This window comes from Oryzihumus leptocrescens (assembly GCF_006716205.1).
GTDB lineage: Bacteria > Actinomycetota > Actinomycetes > Actinomycetales > Dermatophilaceae > Oryzihumus > Oryzihumus leptocrescens.
Map to the genome: position 1 here is coordinate 114984 of NZ_VFOQ01000003.1, position 19106 is coordinate 134089.

Below are 19106 nucleotides of genomic sequence, written 5' to 3' on the forward strand. Positions count from 1 at the left end.
GGTGCGGTGACCCGGCGTCCCCGGCAGCGCTGACAGCCCGCCGGCGTCTGCGGGTGCCGCATGGCACGATCCCGGCGTGCGTGCGGCGATCTTCTTCGACGGTGACCAGACGCTGTGGGACTTCCAGGGGCTGATGCGGCGGACCCTGGCCGCGACGCTGGAGGAGCTGCGCCGCCTGCGCCCCGGCGAGGTGACAGAAGCCGTCGGCGTCGAGGACCTGGTCCGCGACCGGGGCGTGGTGGCGGACCGGCTCCGGGGGACGGTCACCAACCTCGAGGCTGTGCGGCTGGAGGCGTTCCGGCACAGCCTGCGGCGTCTGGGCCTCGGCGACGACGACCTGGCCGAGCACCTGAACGCCTACTACCTCGCGCGCCGGTTCGCCGAGGTGGACCTCTACGACGACGTCGTCCCGGCGCTGACCCGGCTGGGGCGCGACCACCACGTCGGCCTGCTCTCCAACGGCAACAGCTACCCGGACCGCGTCGGCCTCGACGGGCTGTTCGCGACCGTGGTCTTCTCCCAGGACCACGGTGTCGAGAAGCCCGACCGCCGGCTCTTCGACCTCGCCGCGGCCCGGGTGCCGACCGGCGTGGAGCAGCTCGTCATGGTCGGAGACTCCCTGGTCAACGACGTCGGCGGGGCTCAGGGGGCCGGCTGGCTCGGGGTGTGGCTGAACCGGGAGGGTGACCCGCGCCCGCCGGACCACCGGCCCGACGCCGAGGTGCGGACCCTGAACGCGCTGGGCGACGTGATCGCGGCACTGGTCGGATGAGCGGGCGTGTGGGGCATCGCCCAGCGGGTCGGGGTCGCGATGCGGGATGCCGGCGCGGGAACATTGGCTCGCCGCACGAAGTTGAGCCGAGTGGACGCAAGTTTGCGGAGCGCGAGTTTGACAAGAGCGGGCGCTTCCTCGCAGATTGAGCGTCAGGCACTCAAGGCTTTGAACCATCCGTTCAGCATCAGCTCGACCCTCAGGAAGAGGAGAACCACCATGGCTCGTGCGGTCGGCATCGACCTCGGCACCACCAACTCCGCTGTCGCCGTCCTCGAGGGCGGTGAGCCCACGATCATCGCGAACGCCGAGGGTGGCCGGACCACCCCGAGCGTCGTCGCGTTCGCCAAGAACGGCGAGGTGCTCGTCGGCGAGATCGCCAAGCGCCAGGCGGTCACCAACGTCGACCGGACCATCCGCTCGGTCAAGCGCCACATCGGCACCGACTGGAAGTCCGCCGACATCGACGGCAAGCAGTACACCGCCCAGGAGATCAGCGCCCGCGTGCTGCAGAAGCTCAAGCGCGACTCCGAGGCCTACCTCGGCGAGCCCGTCACCGACGCGGTCATCACCGTCCCGGCGTACTTCGACGACGCCCAGCGCCAGGCCACCAAGGAGGCCGGCGAGATCGCGGGCCTCAACGTCCTGCGCATCATCAACGAGCCGACTGCGGCCGCCCTGGCCTACGGCCTCGACAAGGGCAAGGAGGACGAGCTCATCCTCGTCTTCGACCTCGGTGGCGGCACCTTCGACGTGTCCCTCCTGGAGGTCGGCAAGGACCCCGAGGACGGCTTCTCCACCATCCAGGTCCGCGCCACCAACGGTGACAACCACCTCGGTGGTGACGACTGGGACGAGCGCATCGTCAAGCACCTGCTGACCACGGTGAAGAACAACACCGGCGTCGACCTGGCCAACGACCGCATCGCGATGCAGCGTCTGCGTGACGCCGCCGAGCAGGCCAAGAAGGAGCTCTCCTCCTCGAGCAGCACCAACATCAGCCTGCAGTACCTCTCGATGACCGAGAACGGCCCGATCCACCTCGACGAGACGCTGACCCGCGCCCAGTTCGAGAAGCTGACCGCCGACCTGCTCGAGCGCACCAAGGCCCCGTTCCACCAGGTCATCAAGGATGCCGGCATCTCGGTCAGCCAGATCGACCACGTCGTGCTCGTCGGTGGCTCGACCCGCATGCCCGCCGTCTCCCAGGTCGTCACCGAGCTGACCGGCGGCAAGCAGCCCAACAAGGGCGTCAACCCCGACGAGGTCGTGGCCGTCGGCGCCAGCCTGCAGGCCGGTGTCCTCAAGGGTGAGCGCAAGGACGTCCTGCTCATCGACGTCACCCCGCTGTCCCTGGGCATCGAGACCAAGGGCGGCCTGATGACCAAGCTCATCGAGCGCAACACGGCCATCCCGACCAAGCGCTCCGAGGTCTTCAGCACCGCCGACGACAACCAGCCGAGCGTGCTGATCCAGGTCTTCCAGGGTGAGCGCGAGATCGCCCAGCACAACAAGCCGCTGGGCACCTTCGAGCTGACCGGCATCGCCCCCGCCCCGCGCGGCGTGCCGCAGATCGAGGTCACCTTCGACATCGACGCCAACGGCATCGTGCACGTCTCCGCCAAGGACCGCGGCACCGGCAAGGAGCAGTCGATGACGATCTCCGGCGGCAGCGCGCTGCCCAAGGAGGAGATCGAGCGCATGGTCAAGGACGCCGAGGCGCACGCCGCCGAGGACCACAAGCGGCGCGAGGAGGCCGAGGCCCGCAACACCGCGGAGCAGCTGGTCTACTCCACCGAGAAGTTCCTGGCCGACAGCGGCGACAAGATCCCGGCCGACGGCCGCGGTGACGTCGACGCCGCGCTGGCCGACCTCAAGGACGCCCTCAAGGACGGCTCCGGCGCCACGCCGGAGGACATCTCGGCCAAGACCGCGAAGCTGTCCGAGGAGTCCCAGAAGCTCGGCACCGCGATGTATGCCGCGGCGCAGGCCGAGGGCGAGGGTGCCGGTTCCGCCGGGGCCGGCGCGGGTTCCGCCGACGGCCAGCACGCGCACGCCGCCGCTGACGAGGACGTCATCGACGCCGAGGTCGTGGACGACGAGACCGAGAGCAAGAAGTGATGTCGGAGCACGACAACACCACCGCCGCGGGGCCGGAGCAGTCCGGCCCCGCGGGCGGGGGCCCCGTGGACGCCACCCCGGCCGCCGGGGCGGAGGCCGCCGAGGCCGCGACCGAGCCTGCCGGCTCGGAGGCCCCGCCGGTCGAGGAGGCGGACGTGCACCCCGACACGACCCTGGCGGCCGAGCGGCTGCTCGACCTGCAGCGCCTGCAGGCCGAGTACGTCAACTACAAGCGGCGCGTCGACCGCGACCGTGACGTGGTGCGCGAGCAGGCCGTCGCCTCGGTGATCGAGGCGCTGCTGCCGGTGCTCGACGACATCCACCTCGCCCGCCAGCACGGCGACCTCGAGAGCGGGCCGTTCGCGGCCATCGCCGACAAGCTCGAGGCCACCCTGTCCCGGTTCGGCGTGGAGCGCTTCGGCGAGCCCGGCGAGGCGTTCGACCCGAACCTGCACGAGGCCCTGATGCACACCCAGGCCGAGCTGGCGCCGGGCACCGAGGTCACCACGGTCGTCCAGGTGCTCCAGCCCGGGTACCGTTCCGGCGACCGGGTCGTGCGCGCCGCACGCGTGGCCGTCGCCGACCCGCAGTAACCGACAGACCGACGAAGGGAGGGACGCCGATGGCAAGCCAGGACTGGTTCGAGAAGGACTTCTACGCGATCCTCGGCGTCCCTGCCGACGCCGACGCGGCAGCCATCAAGAAGGCCTACCGCAAGCTCGCCCGCACCTTGCACCCCGACCAGAACCCCGGGGACGAGGCGGCCGAGAAGCGCTTCAAGGAGATCGGGGAGGCCTACGCGGTCCTCTCCGACCCCGAGGAGCGCAAGCAGTACGACGCGATCCGCTCGATGAGCCATGGCGGCCCCCGGTTCACCGCCGGCGGGCCGGGCGGGGGCGGCGCCGGGTTCGAGGACCTCTTCGGCAACCTCTTCGGCCAGGGCGGCAACGTCCGCTTCAGCACCGGCGGACGCACCCGCGGCGCTGAGCCCGACCTCGAGGACATCCTCGGCGGCATGTTCGGTGGCGGCGGCGGGGCCGGCGGCTTCCGCGGCCAGCCCGGCTTCGGCTCCCGCTTCGGGGCGCCGGCCGGCCCGCGTCCCGGCACCGACGTCACCGCCCGCACCACGCTGGGCTTCCGGCAGGCGGTCGAGGGCGACACCATCACCCTCTCGACCGGCGACGGTGGGCGCATCACCACGCGCATCCCGCCGGGTGTCAAGGACGGCCAGCAGATCCGGCTGCGCGGCAAGGGCAGTCCCGGCGACCAGGGCGCCCCGGCCGGCGACCTGCTGCTGACCGTCCACGTCCAGCCGCACCCGGTCTTCGGCCGGGACGGCGACAACCTCACCGTCGAGCTGCCGGTCACCTTCGCCGAGGCCGCCCTGGGGGCGACCGTCGCGGTCCCCACCCTGTCCGGCGAGACGGTCAAGGTCCGTATCGCGCCCGGCACCCCGAGCGGGCGCGTCCTGCGGGTCAAGGGCCGCGGGGTCAAGCGCAAGGACCACCACGGCGACCTGCTCGCGAAGGTGAGCGTCGTCGTACCCCAGAAGCTGTCCGACGAGGCGCGCCGGGCCGTGGAGGCCCTGCGCGAGGAGGATGCCGGACACGACCCGCGCGCCGAGCTGTTCGAGCGCGCGCGACGGGACTGACGTGACCGCCGGGATGGGCGGGTTCGCCCCCGACGACGAGGCACCGGTCTTCGTCATCTCCGTCGCGGCCCAGCTCGCCGGCATGCACGCGCAGACCCTGCGGCAGTACGACCGGCTCGGCATCGTCTCGCCGTCGCGCACCCGCGGCGGCGGGCGGCGCTACTCCGCCCGCGACATCGCCCTGCTGCGCGAGGTGCAGCGGCTCTCCCAGGAGGAGGGCGTCAGCCTCGCCGGCATCCAGCGCATCCTCGAGCTGGAGAACCAGGTGCGGGCCCTGCGCTCCCGGGTCGGGGAGCTGACCGAGGAGCTGCAGGCGATGCGCGACGCGGTCGGCCTCAGCGGCCGGGTGTTCGCCGTCGGCCGGGCCGGCGAGGTCGTGGCCGTGCGCCCCGGGCAGCGGCCGATGCGCAGCTCCAACGGCTCCCAGGCGCTCGTCGTGTGGCGGCCCGGCCGGTGACGGTCGACGACCGGTCGGTGACCTCAGGGTGACCGAGCACCTGCTGGTCCTGCCCGAGCGCGAGGTCGCCGAGGAGCTCGCCGACGAGCTGGCGCTGGAGGGCTTCGCCGAGGTGCGGGTCGTCCGCGAGGCGCTCGCCGGAGAGGACGACGCCGAGGACCATGACTGGGCGGTCTACGTCCGCGACGTCGACGGCGCCGACCCGGCCCGCACCAGGTCCCGGCTGCAGGCCCTGGCCGAGGTGCACGAGGGCTGGTACGACCCCGACCCGTTCGGGCGCGGCGCCTGACCCGCGCAAGACGGGTAGCGCCCGATTTGTCGGGGTCGCCTACGATCCGCGGGTGCACATCCTCGGCTACCGCGTCCCCGCCCTCCTCCCGCCGGGCATGCTGGTCGTGCTGCTCCTCGCCGGGGTCGTCTTCCTCGTCGTGCGGCATCGCGCCAGTCCCGCCCGCAGCCTGCTCTCCGCCGTCCTGACCCTGTGGACCGGCATGGTGCTCCTCGCCACCCTGGCCCCGCAGCGGCTGGGCGCGATCCAGATCGAGCGGCACGGGCAGCGCGTCTGCGCCGTCCTGCCGCACCTGAGCCCGTGGGGTGCCCTCCACGACGACCAGCGCCTGCTCAACGTGCTGCTGTTCATCCCGCTCGGCGCGCTGGTCTTCGTCTTCCACCGTCGCGCCGCTGCACGCGTTGCCGTGATGGTGGCCCTGCTGCCGATCTTCATCGAGGTGGTGCAGTACACCTTCCGCTCGTTGAACCGCGCCTGTGACGGCACCGACGTGGTGGACAACTGGATGGGCCTGGCCATCGGGCTGGTCATCGGCCTGGCGGTCGCCGTGCCGGTGTGGGCGGTCCGGAAGGTCCGCCGTCAGCTCAGGGCGCGGGTGAACGCCGCGTAGGTCCGCGCGCCGAACAGCACGAACCGCACGAGCTCCAGCCCCTCGTGGTGGGCCGCGCCGCGGACCGCCTCGACCGCGATACCGGCGACCTCGTCGGCGTCCCAGCCGTAGACGCCCGCGCTCACGGCCGGGAAGGCGACCGACGCCGCCCCGATGCGGGCGGCCTCGGCCAGCGAGGACGTGAAGCAGGCGGCCAGCAGCGCCGGGTCGGTCTGACCGGCATGACGGTTCGGCCCGACGGTGTGGATCACCCAACGGGCCGGCAGGTCCCCGGCGGCGGTCGCCACCGCGGCGCCGACCGGCAGGCCCTGCGGGTATGCCGTGCGCCGCACCTCCCGGCACTCGGCCAGGAGGGCGGGTCCGGCCGCGGCGTGGATCGCGCCGTCGACGCCCCCGCCACCGAGCAGGGAGCTGTTGGCCGCGTTGACGATCGCGTCGAGGGCCTGGGCGGTGATGTCACCCTCGACCGCCTCGATCCGCGGCGCACCTGTGCGCCGGGTCACGCCGTCCTCCGCTCGTTTCGGCGGGCGTAGTGCACGAGGGCCTCGGCGAAGTCGGCGCCCGTGAAGGCCGGCCACATCTTCGGGCTGACGTAGATCTCGGCGTGGGTGCTCTGCCAAGGGAAGAAGCCGGAGAGCCGCTGCTCGCCGCTGGTCCGGATCACGAGGTCGATGTCCTTGACGGGGCCGCCGCCCAGGTTCCGGGTGATCAGGTCGGCGTCGAAGCGGGAGGCCACCTCCTCGAGGCCCACGCCCTCAGGGCCAGCGGCCAGACACTCCAGCAGGGCAGCGCGCACGCCTGCGACGACGTCGCCCCGGCCGTCGTAGCCGATGGCCAGGGTCAGGTGGCGCGGGCGACCCTGCGTCCTCGACATCGCCTCCCGCAGTGCGGCAGCCGTGGACTCCGGCAGCAGGCGCTCGTCTCCGGCGACGTGAAGCTGCCAGGTGCCCGAGCCACCCAGCACCTTCTCGGTGATCACCGTCTCGATCAGGCCCATGAGGTAGTCAACCTGTTCGCCGGCGCGGCGCCGGATGTTGTCAGCCGACAGGACATAGATCGTCAGCTGCTCGATGCCCCACTCCTCGCACCACCGCAGCGCGTCCTCGACGCGCTCGGCGCCGACCCGGTGGCCCAGGCTGGGGTTGCTGTAGCCGGCAGCCCGCGCCCACCGCCGGTTGCCGTCCATGACCAGCCCCACGTGGGCCGGGCGAGTGGCCCCGTGGAGCTGTCGGTGCGCCCGCCGCAGCCGCGAACCGTCCCGGAGGTCTCGCATCCTCGTCACGGGAGGCACGCTACCCAGATCCCACCCCGGCGTGGGGTTCAGCAGCTACGCTCGCGCCGACTGACAGCCACCAGCCGGACGGGGGGAACCGCCCATGCAGCTGACCTTGGCGACTGTGGTGTCCGGCCTGGCCGCCCGGCGGCACGGCTCCGACCCCCACGCGGCCGGCTTGGCGTTCGTGGCCTTCGGGGCCTGCTTCGGCGGGCTCGGCCTGCTCGGGATCGGGGTCTCGCTCGCGCGCCGCCTGCGCTGGGTGCCGGCCACCGGGCGGGTCGTCGGGGTCGTGGACGGCAAGGCGGGTCCGCTGCCGCGGGTGGAGTACGTCGACCCTGAGGGGATCCATCGGCACTTCACCAGCGGCTTCTCCATCAACGACGAGGCGCTGCTGCTGGAGGGCACGACGGTCGCGGTCCTCGTGAACCCGAAGGACCCCGGCGAGGGGATGATCAACTCCGGCCGGCTGGCGGGGCTGCGCATCGGCCTGATGGTGTGTGGCGCGGTGGCCCTCGTCGGCCTGCTCCTCGCCGTCGTCGGAGCGCTCCTCCTGCGCTCGGGCGGGGGACCCGCGACCGGCTGGTGAGCCCCGGCCCGGTGGGTCTCAGGCGCGGCTGACGCCGCCGCCGAGCTGCATCACCACCACGCCGATGACGACCAGCACGATCCCGGCGACGGTCACCGGCCGGACCGGCTCGTCGAAGAGCACCACGCCGCCGACGAACGCGCCGATGGTGCCCAGGGCCGACCAGATCGCGTAGACCGGGCCGACGTTGAGGGAGGTCAGCGCCTTGGCCATGAGGCCGAAGGAGAGCAGGTAGCCCACGACGACGATGACCGAGGGCCCGACCTTGGTGAAGCCTTCCGAACCGCGTAGGGCGAGAGTGGCGCACACCTCGAAGGCGATGGCGAGGCCGAGCAGGACATAGGGCACGTCTCCGATGGTGACATGCGCCGGCGGCCCGCCGGCTCGGGCGGGTCGCGGGGCGAGGCCGCTAGGTGTGCCAGGTGACCCCGGACGCGGTGACGGTCGCGGTCAGGCCTCGCTCGTGCACCACGGTGTGGTGTCGGCCGCAGAGCAGGGCGAGGTTGGTCAGGTCGGTGGGTCCGCCGTCGCACCAGTGGATGACGTGGTGGGCCTCGCACCAGGTGGGCGGGATGGAGCAGCCGGGGTAGGTGCAGCCGCGGTCGCGCTGCCAGAGCGCCATTCGCTGGGCCGGGGTGGCCAGGCGGGTGGTGTGGCCCAGGTCGAGCGGCTCGCCGGCCGTGCCGAGGACCATGGGGAGGAGGTCGGCCTCGCAGGCGAGGCGGCGCACGCAGGCGGGGGTGAGCTGGTCGTCGGTCAGGGTCGGGGCGAGTCCGCGGACCTGGCCGAGCAGCCGGTCGAAGGGGAGGGTGACCACGACCTTGGTCTTGGCGCTCACGGGCACCCCGTCGGCGGAGGCGATGCCGCGCTGGAGCACGCTCATCAGCGCGTCGCTGCGGCGCTGGGCGGGGGAGCGGGTGTCCGGCGCGTCGCCGTCGGGGGCGGGTGCGCCCAGGGCGGAGATGGCGGCGTGGACGAAGGCGGCGCCCTCGGGGTCCAGGCGCCAGGTGAACTCGGTGACCCCGCCGGCGCCGGGTCGCTCCAGCAGGGCCCGGGACTGGCGTTGGGCGGCGGCCAGGGCCGCGGTGTCGCGGTCGGGGGCGGCGCAGGCGATGAGGTGCCGGGTGGCCAGGGTCAGCTCGCGGTCGGTGCCGGTGGCGGCCAGGGGGATGAGGATGTGCTGGTCGGCCTGGTAGTCCTCCGCGTCCACGAAGGGGCGGACCTGGGCCAGGGCCGAGAGGACCCGGGCGGCCTTGCGGGCCGGCAGCAACCCCGAGCGCACGGCCTCGGCCAGCGGCCCGTGGCACGGCTGGGCGCAGGCGGTGGCCACGGTGACCAGCTGGTGCGCGTCCCGGACGTGCAGGCTGGGGCTGTGCCCGGCCACCCAGTCGGTCAGGGACGAGGCGCCTGCGGTGGTGGCGCTGCCGCGCTGGTCGGCGTCGGCGACGACGGCCAGGGTCAGCCGTTCGATGCCCCGGCGCAGCGCGTCGAGCTGCTCCAGGGCCTGGCCGAGCCCGCGCTGCGGCACCCGCCAGGTGTCCTCGGTCACGGCCTGGTCCAGGCAGCCCAGGGCATCGGCCAGCGCACCCGTGACAGGGTCACCGGCCTGCACCGCGAGATCCCCCTGCATGGTTCGAACATACATTCGACCACCGACAGGACCTGCCGTCCCGCCGGCTCTCCGGTCGACGACCAACGACTCTGGGCGGCACGCCCCGACAGGCGGTAGAACGTAACCACCCGCGAACTGAAGTTGAGCGGAATACACTCAACTTTGCCTGCTGTTGCACAGGTGACGTCCCACACGTTCCCGAGGAGCCCGACCACCATGGACCTGCAGCTCACCATCAAGGCCCAGGAGGCCTTCTCCGCCGCGGCCCGAGACGCCGACGCGGCCGGTCACCCGCACGTGGAGCCCGCCCACCTGCTGCTGGCGCTGACCCGGCAGACCGACACCACCACCGGCCCGCTGCTCGACGCGACCGGGTCCTCCCTCCAGGCCGCCGCAGCGGCCGCCGAGCGCAACCTCAAGACCCTGCCCTCGGTGAGCGGCTCCAGCCTCAGCGCCCCGCGCCTGTCCCGCGCCAGCCTCGCCGTGCTCGAGAACGCCCGCAAGCAGACGGAGTCGATGGGCGACTCGTTCGTGTCCGCCGACCACCTGCTGCTCGCCATCGCCCAGACCGGTGAGTTCGGCCTCGACGGCGCGGCCATCGCCGCGGAGATCCCCAAGCTGCGCGGCGGCGCGCGCATCACCACGCCGGACCCCGAGGCGACGTATGACGCACTGGCCAAGTACGGCACGGACCTCACCGCGGCGGCCCGCGACGGCAAGCTCGACCCGGTGATCGGCCGCGACGCCGAGATCCGCCGCGTCGTGCAGGTGCTCTCGCGCCGCACCAAGAACAACCCCGTCCTCATCGGCGAGCCCGGCGTCGGCAAGACCGCTGTCGTCGAGGGCCTGGCCCAGCGGGTCGTCGACGGCGACGTGCCCGGGTCGCTCAAGGGCAAGCGCCTGGTCGCCCTCGACCTGGCCGCCATGGTCGCCGGCGCGAAGTACCGCGGCGAGTTCGAGGAGCGGCTCAAGGCCGTCCTGGAGGAGATCCGCTCCTCCGATGGCCAGGTCATCACGTTCATCGACGAGCTGCACACCGTCGTCGGTGCCGGCGCCACCGGCGAGGGGTCCATGGACGCCGGCAACATGCTCAAGCCGCTGCTTGCGCGCGGCGAGCTGCGCATGGTCGGCGCGACGACGCTGGACGAGTACCGCGAGCACATCGAGAAGGACCCCGCCCTTGAGCGCCGGTTCCAGCAGGTCTTCGTCGGCGAGCCCAGCGTCGAGGACACCATCGCGATCCTGCGCGGGCTCAAGGAGCGCTACGAGGCGCACCACGAGGTAACGATCGAGGACTCCGCACTCGTCGCGGCGGCCAGCCTCTCGGATCGCTACATCACCGGACGGCAGCTGCCCGACAAGGCGATCGACCTCGTCGACGAGGCTGCGGCGCGGCTCAGGATGGAACTGGACTCGAGTCCCGTGGAAGTGGACCAACTCCGACGCACAGTTAATCGACTTCGTAGCGAGGAAACCCATCTAGCGAAGGAATCTGATGCTGCTTCGCAGGCGCGGCTGGAACGCATCCGCAAAGACCTCGCCGACGGAGCCGAGCTGCTCGCAGCCCTTGAGGCCCGGTGGGCGCAAGAGAAGTCGGGCATCAACCGAGTGGGCGAGCTCAAGCGGCGCCTGGACGAGCTCAACACCCAGAAGCGGCTTGCGGAGCGCGAGGGTGACTGGGATACCTACGGTCGCTTGGAGCATGGAGAAATTCCTGCGCTCAACCGCGAGATCGCTTCCGCCGAAGAGGGAGGGAAGGGTGAGCCTGCGGAGCCGATGGTGAAGAATCGAGTTGGCGCTGATGACATCGCCGACGTCATCAGCGCCTGGACCGGCATCCCCGCCGGCCGGCTGCTCGAGGGCGAGACCGAGAAGCTGCTGCGCATGGAGGAGTTCCTCGGCCGGCGGCTGATCGGCCAGGGCACGGCCGTGCGCGCGGTCAGCGACGCGGTGCGCCGCAGCCGCGCCGGCATCTCCGACCCCGACCGGCCCACCGGCTCCTTCCTCTTCCTCGGCCCGACCGGCGTCGGCAAGACCGAGCTGGCCAAGTCCCTGGCCGACTTCCTCTTCGACGACGAGCGGGCCATGGTCCGCATCGACATGAGCGAGTACTCCGAGCGGCACTCGGTCGCCCGCCTCATCGGTGCCCCGCCCGGCTACGTCGGCTACGAGGAGGGCGGTCAGCTGACCGAGGCGGTGCGCCGCCGGCCCTACTCGGTGGTCCTGCTCGACGAGGTGGAGAAGGCCCACCCGGAGACCTTCGACATCCTGCTGCAGGTCCTCGACGACGGCCGGCTCACCGACGGCCAGGGCCGCACCGTCGACTTCCGCAACGTCATCCTGGTCATGACCTCCAACCTCGGCTCGCAGTTCCTCATCGCCCCGACGCTGCCGCAGGACGTCAAGCACGAGGCGGTGATGAGCGCGGTGCGCACGTCGTTCAAGCCGGAGTTCCTCAACCGGCTCGACGAGGTCGTCGTGTTCGACCCGCTCTCGACCGAGGAGCTGAGCCGGATCGTCGACCTGCAGGTCGCGGCCCTCGCCCGACGCCTGTCCGACCGCCGGATCGCCCTCGAGGTCACCGACGCGGCCAAGGAGTGGCTGGCCATCACCGGCTACGACCCGGCCTACGGCGCCCGCCCCCTGCGCCGGCTGGTGCAGACCCAGATCGGCGACCGCCTGGCCCGGGCGCTGCTCGCCGGCGAGGTCCGCGACGGCCAGACCGTGGTCGTCGACCGCGACGGGGAGCAGGACGGGCTCATCCTGCGCTGATCCCGCAGGGAACCAGGACGCATGCCGGGTGGCGGCGCGGGCGGCCCGCGCCGCCACCCGTGCGTCGGGACCCGGTCCCCGGTCCGTCAGGGCGGCCACAGGTAGCGTGAGCCGCATGCGACGGCACGCGCGGGCCCTGGTGGCCGCCCTCACCCTCGGCCTGGCGCTGACCGGGTGCAGCGGCGGCAGCGACACGGCCACCAAGCAGACTCCGGCCCAGCAGCTGGCCGCGGCCAAGAAGACGGTCGACGCCGCGCGCTCGCTGCACCTGGTGCTGCGCTCGTCCGGCATCCCCGGCAGCGCCGGCGGCGTGATCGGGGCCGATGGTGTCGGCACCCATGCCCCGGCGTTCAAGGGCACCCTCGACGCCCGCATCTCCGGGATCCAGGCCAAGGTCGACGTGGTCGCGACCGGGGGCCAGCTCTACCTCAAGCTGCCGTTCACCACGACGTTCGCGCCGGTGGACCCCAAGCAGTACAACGCCCCCGACCCGGCCACGCTGTTCTCCGCCGACCAGGGGCTGTCCACCCTGCTGACCGCGACGCAGAACCCCACCCTGGGCGAGAAGAAGCGCCAGGGCAGCGAGGTGCTGCAGACGGTCAAGGGCACCATCCCCGGCAAGGACGTCGTCTCCCTGCTCGGCAGCGGCGACGCGAACGGCACCTTCGACGCGACGTACGGCATCACCGACCCGGGTGGGCAGCTGCGCACGATCAGCCTCACCGGCCCGTTCTTCAGCGGTGCCCGCTCGACCTACACGCTGACCCTCGACCGCTATGGCGCGCCCGTTGAGATCTCCCGGCCCTAGGGCGCTGCTGGCGCTGGCGTCCACCGCGGTGGCGCTGGCGGCCGCCGACACCTACGTCGTCGTGGTCGCGCTGCCGGACATGATGTCCGGCGTCGGGCTGGGCGTCGACGCGCTGCAGCAGGCCACGCCCATCGTGTCCGGCTTCCTGCTCGGCTACATCGCCGTGCTGCCGCTCATCGGGCGCCTCGCCGACCTGCTCCCGCGGCAGCGCATCCTGCTCGCGTGCCTGGCCGTGTTCGTCGTCGGCTCGGTGGTCACCGCCACCGCGGTCGAGCTGCCGGTGCTGGTCGGCGGGCGCGTCCTGCAGGGCATCGGCGGCGGGGGCCTGGTGCCCGCCACGCTGGCGCTGGTCGCCGACCTGTGGCCCCCCGGCCGCCGCGGCACCCCGCTGGGGGTGGTGGGCGCGGTGCAGGAGCTCGGCAGCGTGCTCGGACCGCTGCTGGGCGCGGCCGTGCTCGCGCTCGCCGACTGGCGGGCCATCTTCTGGCTCAACGTCGTGGCCGGGCTGCTGCTGGCGGCAGGGCTGTGGCGGGCGGGGGCTCCCGGACGCCCGCGTGTGGTGCCGCTGGTCGTTGCTGTCCTCGCCACCGCGCTGGGCCTGCTCACCCTCACCGCGCCCGAGCGCCTGGTCACCGGCGTGACCACCGGTATCCCGTTCGTCCCCTTCACGGGCACCTCCCGCCTCGCGACCCCGATCGGGGTCGCGACCGGCGTGCTGCTCCTGGTCCTCGCCGCGGTGACCGTCCGGTCCTGGAGCTCGGTGCTGCGCCGGGCCGACGTGCCCGGTGCGGTGTGCCTGGCGGTCGCGCTGGGGTCGGTGGTGCTGGCCTTCGCCTCGGCCGACCCGACCCGCGAGGTCGTCGGGCCCTGGGGGCGGGTGCTCCTGCCGCTGGCCCTCGTGGCCGTCGCCGGCCACGCCTGGCGGCACCGCACCGCCGCGGTCCCGCTCATCGCCCGCGGCGTGCTCCGCGGGCGGGTGCCGGTCGCCCTGCTGGTCAGCGTCCTGGTCGGCGCCGCGCTCGTGGCCGTCGTCGTGGACGTCCCGGTGCTCGCCCGGCTCGGGGACCGGTCCCAGACCGGCGCGGCCCTGGTGCTGCTGCGGTTCCTCGTCGCCGTGCCGGTGGGCGCGCTCGTCGGGGGGCGCGCCCTGCGGCACACCGGCGGCGCCGTCGTCGCCGCCGGGGGGCTGGCCCTGGCCGCGGTCGCCCTGGTGCTCATGTCCGGCTGGGTGCCGGCGGCGCTGGACGGCATCGGCGCGACCGCGGTCCTCGTCGCGGCCGGCCTGGGCCTGGGCCTGGCCATCGCGCCGGTCAACGCCGCGGCGCTGGCTGACGCACCGGTGGGCGACGCCGGGGTCGCCAGCGCCCTCGTCGTGGTCGCCCGGATGACCGGGATGGTCGTCGGGCTGGCGGTGCTGACTGCGATCGGCCTGCACCGCTTCTCGGCCGCGGTCAGCGCCCTGCCCGACCCGACCGACACCGCGGCGCTCGCGCGGGCCGGCGTGGTCCAGGTGCAGTCCGTGCTGCTCGGCGGGGGGATCGCCGCCGGCGCGGCCGCGGTCGCGGCCCTGTGGCTCGGCATACGGCCCGAGCGGGTGCACGACACGCCCGAGCCGGCCGCCGCGGCCCGCGCGACCTCGTGAGGGTCAGGCGGCCTTGTGGTGCGCGGCCTTGTGGCGGTCGACCTTGTGGTGCTGCTCGGCCATGTGCTCGAACGTGCGCATCCGGGTGCGCTTGATCCGGGCCCGGGTGAGCAGCCACGCGATGAGCACCGCGCCGACCACCGGCACGAGCCGGTTGACGTCCACGGCCGGGCGCCACACGACGTCGTCGTCGCGGATGATGTAGGCCCCGGCCGGCCGGCCGCTCACGCCGAAACCCCCGCCCTCGCCCTCGCCACCGTTCTGGTCGTGCCCGGTGCCGCCGCCACCGCCGCCGGTGACCGTGGCCGCGGCGATGATGGTGACGCCGTTCTTCTCGTACGGTTCGGCGAAGACGCGCCGCACCGTGATCGCGTCACGCGCCGAGGTCATCAGCTCGTCCAGCTTCATGGTCCCCACCTCTCCTGGCCGGGGCCCGCTTCACCGCCGGCCCGCGGCCCGAGCCTGCCCGCGTCGGGGGCATCCGGACAGGTCCGGAGGTCCCGGGGTCCTCAGCGGTCCCAGAGCCGGTGGAAGTGGTGAACCGGCCCGTGGCCGTGCCCGACCTCGAGGGTGTCGGCGGCCGCCAGCGCCCCGGTCAGCCAGTCCTTGGCGTCCCGGGCCGTGTCCACCCAGGTCTCCCGCTGCGGTCGCAGCGCCGCCAGCGCGGAGGACAGGGAGCAGCCGGTGCCGTGCGTGTTCGTCGTGCTGACCCACGGCGCGCGCAGCCAGGTCGCTCCCTCGGGCCCGGCGAGCACGTCGGAGGCGGACCCGCTCCCGGCTCGGTGGCCGCCCTTGAGCAGGACCCGCGGCGCGCCGAGGGCCCGCAGCGCCTGCGCCTGGTCCAGCATCTCCGCCTCGTCCGCGGCCTCGGCCACCCCGAGCAGCCCGGCGGCCTCCGGCAGGTTCGGGGTCACCACGGAGGCCAGCGGAAGCAGGGCGCGCAGGGCCTCGACCGCGTCATCGGCCAGCAGCCGGTCCCCGCTGGTCGCGACCATCACCGGGTCGAGGACGACGACCGGGCAGGGGTGGGCGCGCAGGAAGTCGGCCACCGCGCCGGCCAGCTCGGCGGTCGCCAGCATCCCGATCTTGACCGCGTCGACGCGCACGTCGGCGACGAGCGTCTCCAGCTGCTCGGTGACGAACGCCGTCGGCACCACGTGCACCCCGGTCACCCCGGTCGTGCTCTGCGCGGTCAGGGCGGTCAGCACCGCGGTGCCATAGGCCCCCAGCGCCGAGAACGTCTTGAGGTCGGCCTGCACGCCCGCCCCGCCGGAGGGGTCGCTGCCGGCGATGGTCAGGGCGACCGGCGGCCGGGTCACGCCCGCGCTCCCGCGTTGTCCCACGCCGCGCGCAGGGCCCGGGTCGCCGAGGCCACGTCCTGCTGGCCGCAGATGGCGCTGACGACGGCGATGCCCGCCGCGTCGGTCGCCCGGACCTGCGCCGCCTGCTCGAGGCCGATCCCGCCGATCGCCACGCACGGCACCGGGCTGAGGGTCACGATCCGGGCGAGCCGCTCCAGCCCGCCCGGCTCGGCGCCGTCGGGCTTGGTCGTCTGGGCGAACACCGGCCCGACGCCGAGGTAGTCGACGTCCGCGCCGCGCGCGGCCTCGACGTGGTCCGTGGTCTGCACGGACAGCCCCAGGTATGCCGCGTGGCCCAGTCGCGCCCGTGCCTCACGGGGGTCCGTGTCGCCCTGCCCGACGTGGGCGCCCTGCGCCCCGATCGCCTCGACCAGGTGCACCGCGTCGTTGACGACCAGGGGCACGCCGGTGCCCGCCAGCGCCCGGGCGACGGCCCGGCCCAGGGTGACCAGCTCCGCGTCGCCGGCCGCGGGGTCGCGCAGCTGCACCACGCTCACCCCGGCCGCGACGGCGGCGGACACGGTGGCCGGCACCCCCAGGGTCCCGCACAGGCGGGTGTCGGTGACCAGGTAGAGCGACAGGTCCAGCGGCGGGCGGGTCATCGGTCAGCCCAGCCGGACCCGCTCGGTGAGCGCCTCGGGGGTCAGCGCGGCCAGCTCGTCCAGCAGCGCCACCGCGAAGGACCCCGGTCCGGCGGTGCGCGCGGCGGCCTCGTCGGCGGCGACGGTCAGCGTCGCGGTGGCCGCGGTCGCCGCGAGCAGCGGGTCCTCCACGCACCCGGCGAACGCGGCCATGAGCGCCCCGAGGGCGCAGCCGACCCCGGTGACGCGCGTCAGCCACTCGTGCCCGTTGGCGACGGTGACCAGGCGCTCACCGTCGGTGAGGTGGTCCACCGGCCCGCTGACGGCGACCACGGTGCCGTGGCTGCCGGCCAGGGCGCGGGCCGCGTCGAGCGCCGCCTCGGGGGTGTCCAGGCTGTCCACGCCCTTGCCCCCGGCGCCGCCGGCGAGGGCCATGACCTCCGAGGCGTTGCCGCGGACCACGGCCGGGGCCGCGACGGAGAGCAGGCGCAGCGCGATACCGGTGCGCCACCCCAGCAGGGGGCCCACCGCGACCGGGTCCAGCACCCACGGGGTCCCGGCGCGGCCGGCGGCGGCGACCGCCTGCTCCATCGCCGCGGCGGTCTCGCCGTAGGGCGTGCCGACGTTGACAAGCACGCCACTGGCCACCCCGGCGAAGACTCCCGACTCCTCGGGGTTGTCGACCATGGCCGGGGCGGCGCCGGTGGCCAGGAGCAGGTTGGCCGTCCACTGGGCGACGACGATGTTGGTCAGGCACTGCACCAGGGGCGAGCGCTCGCGCAGGGTGGCGAGGGCGTCGCCGACGGCGGCGGCGGTGACGGGGGAGACGGGCGTGGTCGCGACCATGACGGTGACGTCCCTTCGCTAGTGCGAGCTAGATCAGGTTCAACGGGTGTGTTCTCAGCCGGTGCGGACCGGCACCCCGCGTCGCCGGCGACTCTAGCCGAGCACCTTGGTACGCCCACCTCGCCCCTTTGCCCGATGACACCCGGCGGGGCGGGGCATAGGGCGGAAGGGCAGGGGCGAGGGCAGTCGCCCGCACCCCGTCGCGAACCCGACCCTGGAGGTCTGCCATGCACCCCGTCGACGACCGCGCCCTGACCGACCTGCGCACCAGCGTCGGGGGGACGGTGCTCCAGGAAGGGGACGAGGAGTTCGACGACGCGCTGGAGAAGGCGGTCTGGAACGGCGACGTCCACCGGCGTCCCGCGCTCGTCGTCGAGGCGATCAGCGCCCGCGACGTCGCCACGGTCATCGCCTTCGCCCGCGAGCACCGGCTCGACCTGACCGTGCGCGGGGGTGGGCACAGCTTCGCCGGGCACGCGGTCTCCGAGGGCGGGCTGATGCTCGACCTCGGCCCGCTCGACCGGGTCGACGTCGACCCGAGGGCACGTCGCGCGCGGGTCGGCGGCGGGGCACGATGGTCCGACCTCGACGCCGCGGCGGCCGCCCACGGCCTGGCGGTCACCGGTGGCTTCGTCAGCCACACCGGCGTCGGCGGCCTGACCCTCGGCGGCGGCATGGGCTGGCTGACCCGGCGGTGCGGCCTGACCTGCGACAGCCTGGTGTCCGCGCAGGTGGTCACCGCCGACGGCCGCACCGTGACCGCCTCGGCCGACTCCGAGCCGGACCTGTTCTGGGCGCTGCGCGGCGGCGGCGGCAACTTCGGGGTGGTGACCTCGTTCGAGTTCGCGCTCCACGAGGTCGACCAGCTGGCCAACGTCGGGTTGTTCTTCTGGGCGCCGCAGGACGCGCGCGAGCCGCTGCGTGCCGCGGCCCGCGTCATCCCGGCCCTGCCACGGGAGTACGGCGCGTTCATCGGCGGGCTGACCGCGCCGCCGGCGCCGTTCGTGCCGGTGGAGCGCCAGGGGACGACGGCGTTCGTCGTGGGCGTGATCGGCTGGGGTGCTCCGCACGAGCACGCCGAGGTGGTGGCGCCGATCCAGGAGCTGGCCCCGGCATTCGAGCTGGTGACCTCGATGCCGTACTCCGCGCTGCAGCAGATGTTCGACGACAGCGCGCCGTGGCGGATCAAGGGCTACGAGAAGGCGCTCTGGCTGGAGGAGCTGTCCGACCCGGTCATCGACGTGGTGCTGGACTTCCTGCCGCGCAAGACGTCGCCCCTGAGCTTCATGCCGATCTTCGCCCTGGGCGGGGCGTTCGCCGACGTGCCGGACGAGGCCACCGCGTTCAGCGGCTCCCGCCGCAACCTGTGGGCTCTCAATATCGCCGCCGTCGCCGAGGACGCCGGGATGCTCGCGGTCGACCGGGACTGGGTCCAGCGGTTCTGGACGGCGCTGCAGCCCTGGGCGCAGGGTGTCGGCAGCTACGTCAACTTCATCGCCGACGAGGACGAGGCGCGGGTCAGGGCCAGCTACGGCGAGGCGAAGTACGCCCGGCTGGCTGCCATCAAGGCCCGGTGGGACCCGGACAACGTGTTCCACCACAACGCCAACATTCGGCCGACGCCGGCCGCCCAGGCGGCTGTCACGCTGGCCTGACCTGCGGAGGTGCCGCGGGCAGCGTGGCCCCGGAGGGGGACCTCAGGGAGCCCGTTCGCAACAGAGG

General features: G+C 73.6%; 20 protein-coding genes and 1 riboswitch. Of the genes, 12 read left to right on the forward strand and 8 right to left on the reverse strand.

All coding sequences use genetic code 11. The annotated features are described in order from the left end of the window. Positions 1-76 precede the first annotated feature (76 nt). From FB474_RS19975 to FB474_RS20005, 7 genes are all read left to right on the forward strand, one after another. On the forward strand, positions 77-772 hold the full coding sequence (locus FB474_RS19975) for an HAD family hydrolase (RefSeq protein WP_141790625.1): 696 nt from the start codon (positions 77-79) through the stop codon (positions 770-772). Between the two features lie 219 nt (positions 773-991). After that, positions 992-2893: a molecular chaperone DnaK gene (gene dnaK / locus FB474_RS19980; protein ID WP_141790626.1), complete on the forward strand. Its 1902-nt coding sequence runs from the start codon at positions 992-994 to the stop codon at positions 2891-2893. Beyond that, positions 2893-3486 carry a nucleotide exchange factor GrpE gene (locus FB474_RS19985; protein ID WP_141790627.1) on the forward strand — a complete coding sequence of 198 codons (594 nt, stop codon included), beginning with the start codon at positions 2893-2895 and terminating at the stop codon, positions 3484-3486. Before dnaK ends, FB474_RS19985 begins: the two co-directional genes overlap by 1 nt. Before the next feature lie 29 nt (positions 3487-3515). Continuing rightward, entirely contained in the window at positions 3516-4544 is a 1029-nt protein-coding gene (locus FB474_RS19990; protein WP_141790628.1) for a DnaJ C-terminal domain-containing protein, read from the forward strand. A gap of 13 nt (positions 4545-4557) precedes the next feature. Continuing rightward, positions 4558-5001, forward strand: a complete 444-nt coding sequence (locus FB474_RS19995; RefSeq protein ID WP_141790705.1) for a heat shock protein transcriptional repressor HspR — start codon at positions 4558-4560, stop codon at positions 4999-5001. A gap of 28 nt (positions 5002-5029) precedes the next feature. Beyond that, on the forward strand, positions 5030-5290 hold the full coding sequence (locus tag FB474_RS20000; protein WP_141790629.1) for a hypothetical protein: 261 nt from the start codon (positions 5030-5032) through the stop codon (positions 5288-5290). Between the two features lie 52 nt (positions 5291-5342). Then, positions 5343-5900 (forward strand): VanZ family protein, encoded by a 558-nt coding sequence (locus tag FB474_RS20005; RefSeq protein WP_185746291.1) that lies wholly within the window; start codon positions 5343-5345, stop codon positions 5898-5900. On the opposite strand, the gene FB474_RS20010 is transcribed toward FB474_RS20005, so the two are convergent. Continuing rightward, entirely contained in the window at positions 5870-6403 is a 534-nt protein-coding gene (locus tag FB474_RS20010; protein WP_141790631.1) for an O-acetyl-ADP-ribose deacetylase, read from the reverse strand. The genes FB474_RS20005 and FB474_RS20010 overlap by 31 nt on opposite strands. After that, positions 6400-7173: a polyprenyl diphosphate synthase gene (gene uppS / locus FB474_RS20015; RefSeq protein ID WP_141790706.1), complete on the reverse strand. Its 774-nt coding sequence runs from the start codon at positions 7171-7173 to the stop codon at positions 6400-6402. Before uppS ends, FB474_RS20010 begins: the two co-directional genes overlap by 4 nt. A gap of 103 nt (positions 7174-7276) precedes the next feature. Between uppS and FB474_RS20020 the strand changes: the two genes are divergently transcribed. After that, positions 7277-7762, forward strand: a complete 486-nt coding sequence (locus FB474_RS20020) for a DUF3592 domain-containing protein (RefSeq protein ID WP_141790632.1) — start codon at positions 7277-7279, stop codon at positions 7760-7762. 18 nt (positions 7763-7780) lie between these two features. Here FB474_RS20020 and FB474_RS20025 read toward each other — a convergent pair whose 3' ends face one another. Together FB474_RS20025 and FB474_RS20030 are read right to left on the reverse strand one after the other, a co-directional pair. Further along, the gene (locus tag FB474_RS20025) at positions 7781-8110 is read right to left on the reverse strand and encodes a DMT family transporter (protein WP_141790633.1); all 330 of its coding nucleotides are present in this window, start codon (positions 8108-8110) and stop codon (positions 7781-7783) included. Positions 8111-8171: 61 nt separating this feature from the next. Then, a complete protein-coding gene (locus FB474_RS20030; RefSeq protein ID WP_185746292.1) occupies positions 8172-9392 on the reverse strand; it encodes an HNH endonuclease signature motif containing protein in 1221 nt (406 codons plus the stop codon). 198 nt (positions 9393-9590) lie between these two features. Between FB474_RS20030 and clpB the strand changes: the two genes are divergently transcribed. The 3 genes from clpB to FB474_RS20045 all read left to right on the forward strand — a co-directional run bounded on the left by clpB (position 9591) and on the right by FB474_RS20045 (position 14596). Then, a complete protein-coding gene (gene clpB / locus FB474_RS20035) occupies positions 9591-12146 on the forward strand; it encodes an ATP-dependent chaperone ClpB (RefSeq protein ID WP_141790635.1) in 2556 nt (851 codons plus the stop codon). A gap of 115 nt (positions 12147-12261) precedes the next feature. Continuing rightward, positions 12262-12954 (forward strand): LppX_LprAFG lipoprotein, encoded by a 693-nt coding sequence (locus tag FB474_RS20040; RefSeq protein ID WP_141790636.1) that lies wholly within the window; start codon positions 12262-12264, stop codon positions 12952-12954. Continuing rightward, the gene (locus FB474_RS20045) at positions 12923-14596 is read left to right on the forward strand and encodes an MFS transporter (protein WP_141790637.1); all 1674 of its coding nucleotides are present in this window, start codon (positions 12923-12925) and stop codon (positions 14594-14596) included. Before FB474_RS20040 ends, FB474_RS20045 begins: the two co-directional genes overlap by 32 nt. A gap of 3 nt (positions 14597-14599) precedes the next feature. On the opposite strand, the gene FB474_RS20050 is transcribed toward FB474_RS20045, so the two are convergent. The 4 genes from FB474_RS20050 to thiM all read right to left on the reverse strand — a co-directional run bounded on the left by FB474_RS20050 (position 14600) and on the right by thiM (position 17384). Further along, a complete protein-coding gene (locus FB474_RS20050; protein ID WP_221632712.1) occupies positions 14600-15004 on the reverse strand; it encodes a hypothetical protein in 405 nt (134 codons plus the stop codon). A gap of 101 nt (positions 15005-15105) precedes the next feature. Continuing rightward, positions 15106-15915 (reverse strand): bifunctional hydroxymethylpyrimidine kinase/phosphomethylpyrimidine kinase, encoded by an 810-nt coding sequence (gene thiD / locus FB474_RS20055; RefSeq protein WP_141790638.1) that lies wholly within the window; start codon positions 15913-15915, stop codon positions 15106-15108. After that, positions 15912-16559, reverse strand: coding sequence for a thiamine phosphate synthase (thiE, locus tag FB474_RS20060; protein WP_141790639.1), 648 nt, complete (start codon positions 16557-16559; stop codon positions 15912-15914). The genes thiD and thiE overlap by 4 nt, the downstream gene beginning before the upstream one ends. Before the next feature lie 3 nt (positions 16560-16562). Next, positions 16563-17384, reverse strand: coding sequence for a hydroxyethylthiazole kinase (gene thiM, locus FB474_RS20065; protein WP_141790640.1), 822 nt, complete (start codon positions 17382-17384; stop codon positions 16563-16565). Beyond that, positions 17378-17473: riboswitch (TPP riboswitch) on the reverse strand. Its footprint overlaps the gene before it by 7 nt. A gap of 138 nt (positions 17474-17611) precedes the next feature. On the opposite strand from thiM, the gene FB474_RS20070 reads away from it, so the two are divergent. Continuing rightward, the gene (locus FB474_RS20070; protein WP_141790641.1) at positions 17612-19039 is read left to right on the forward strand and encodes an FAD-binding oxidoreductase; all 1428 of its coding nucleotides are present in this window, start codon (positions 17612-17614) and stop codon (positions 19037-19039) included. Positions 19040-19106 lie beyond the last annotated feature (67 nt).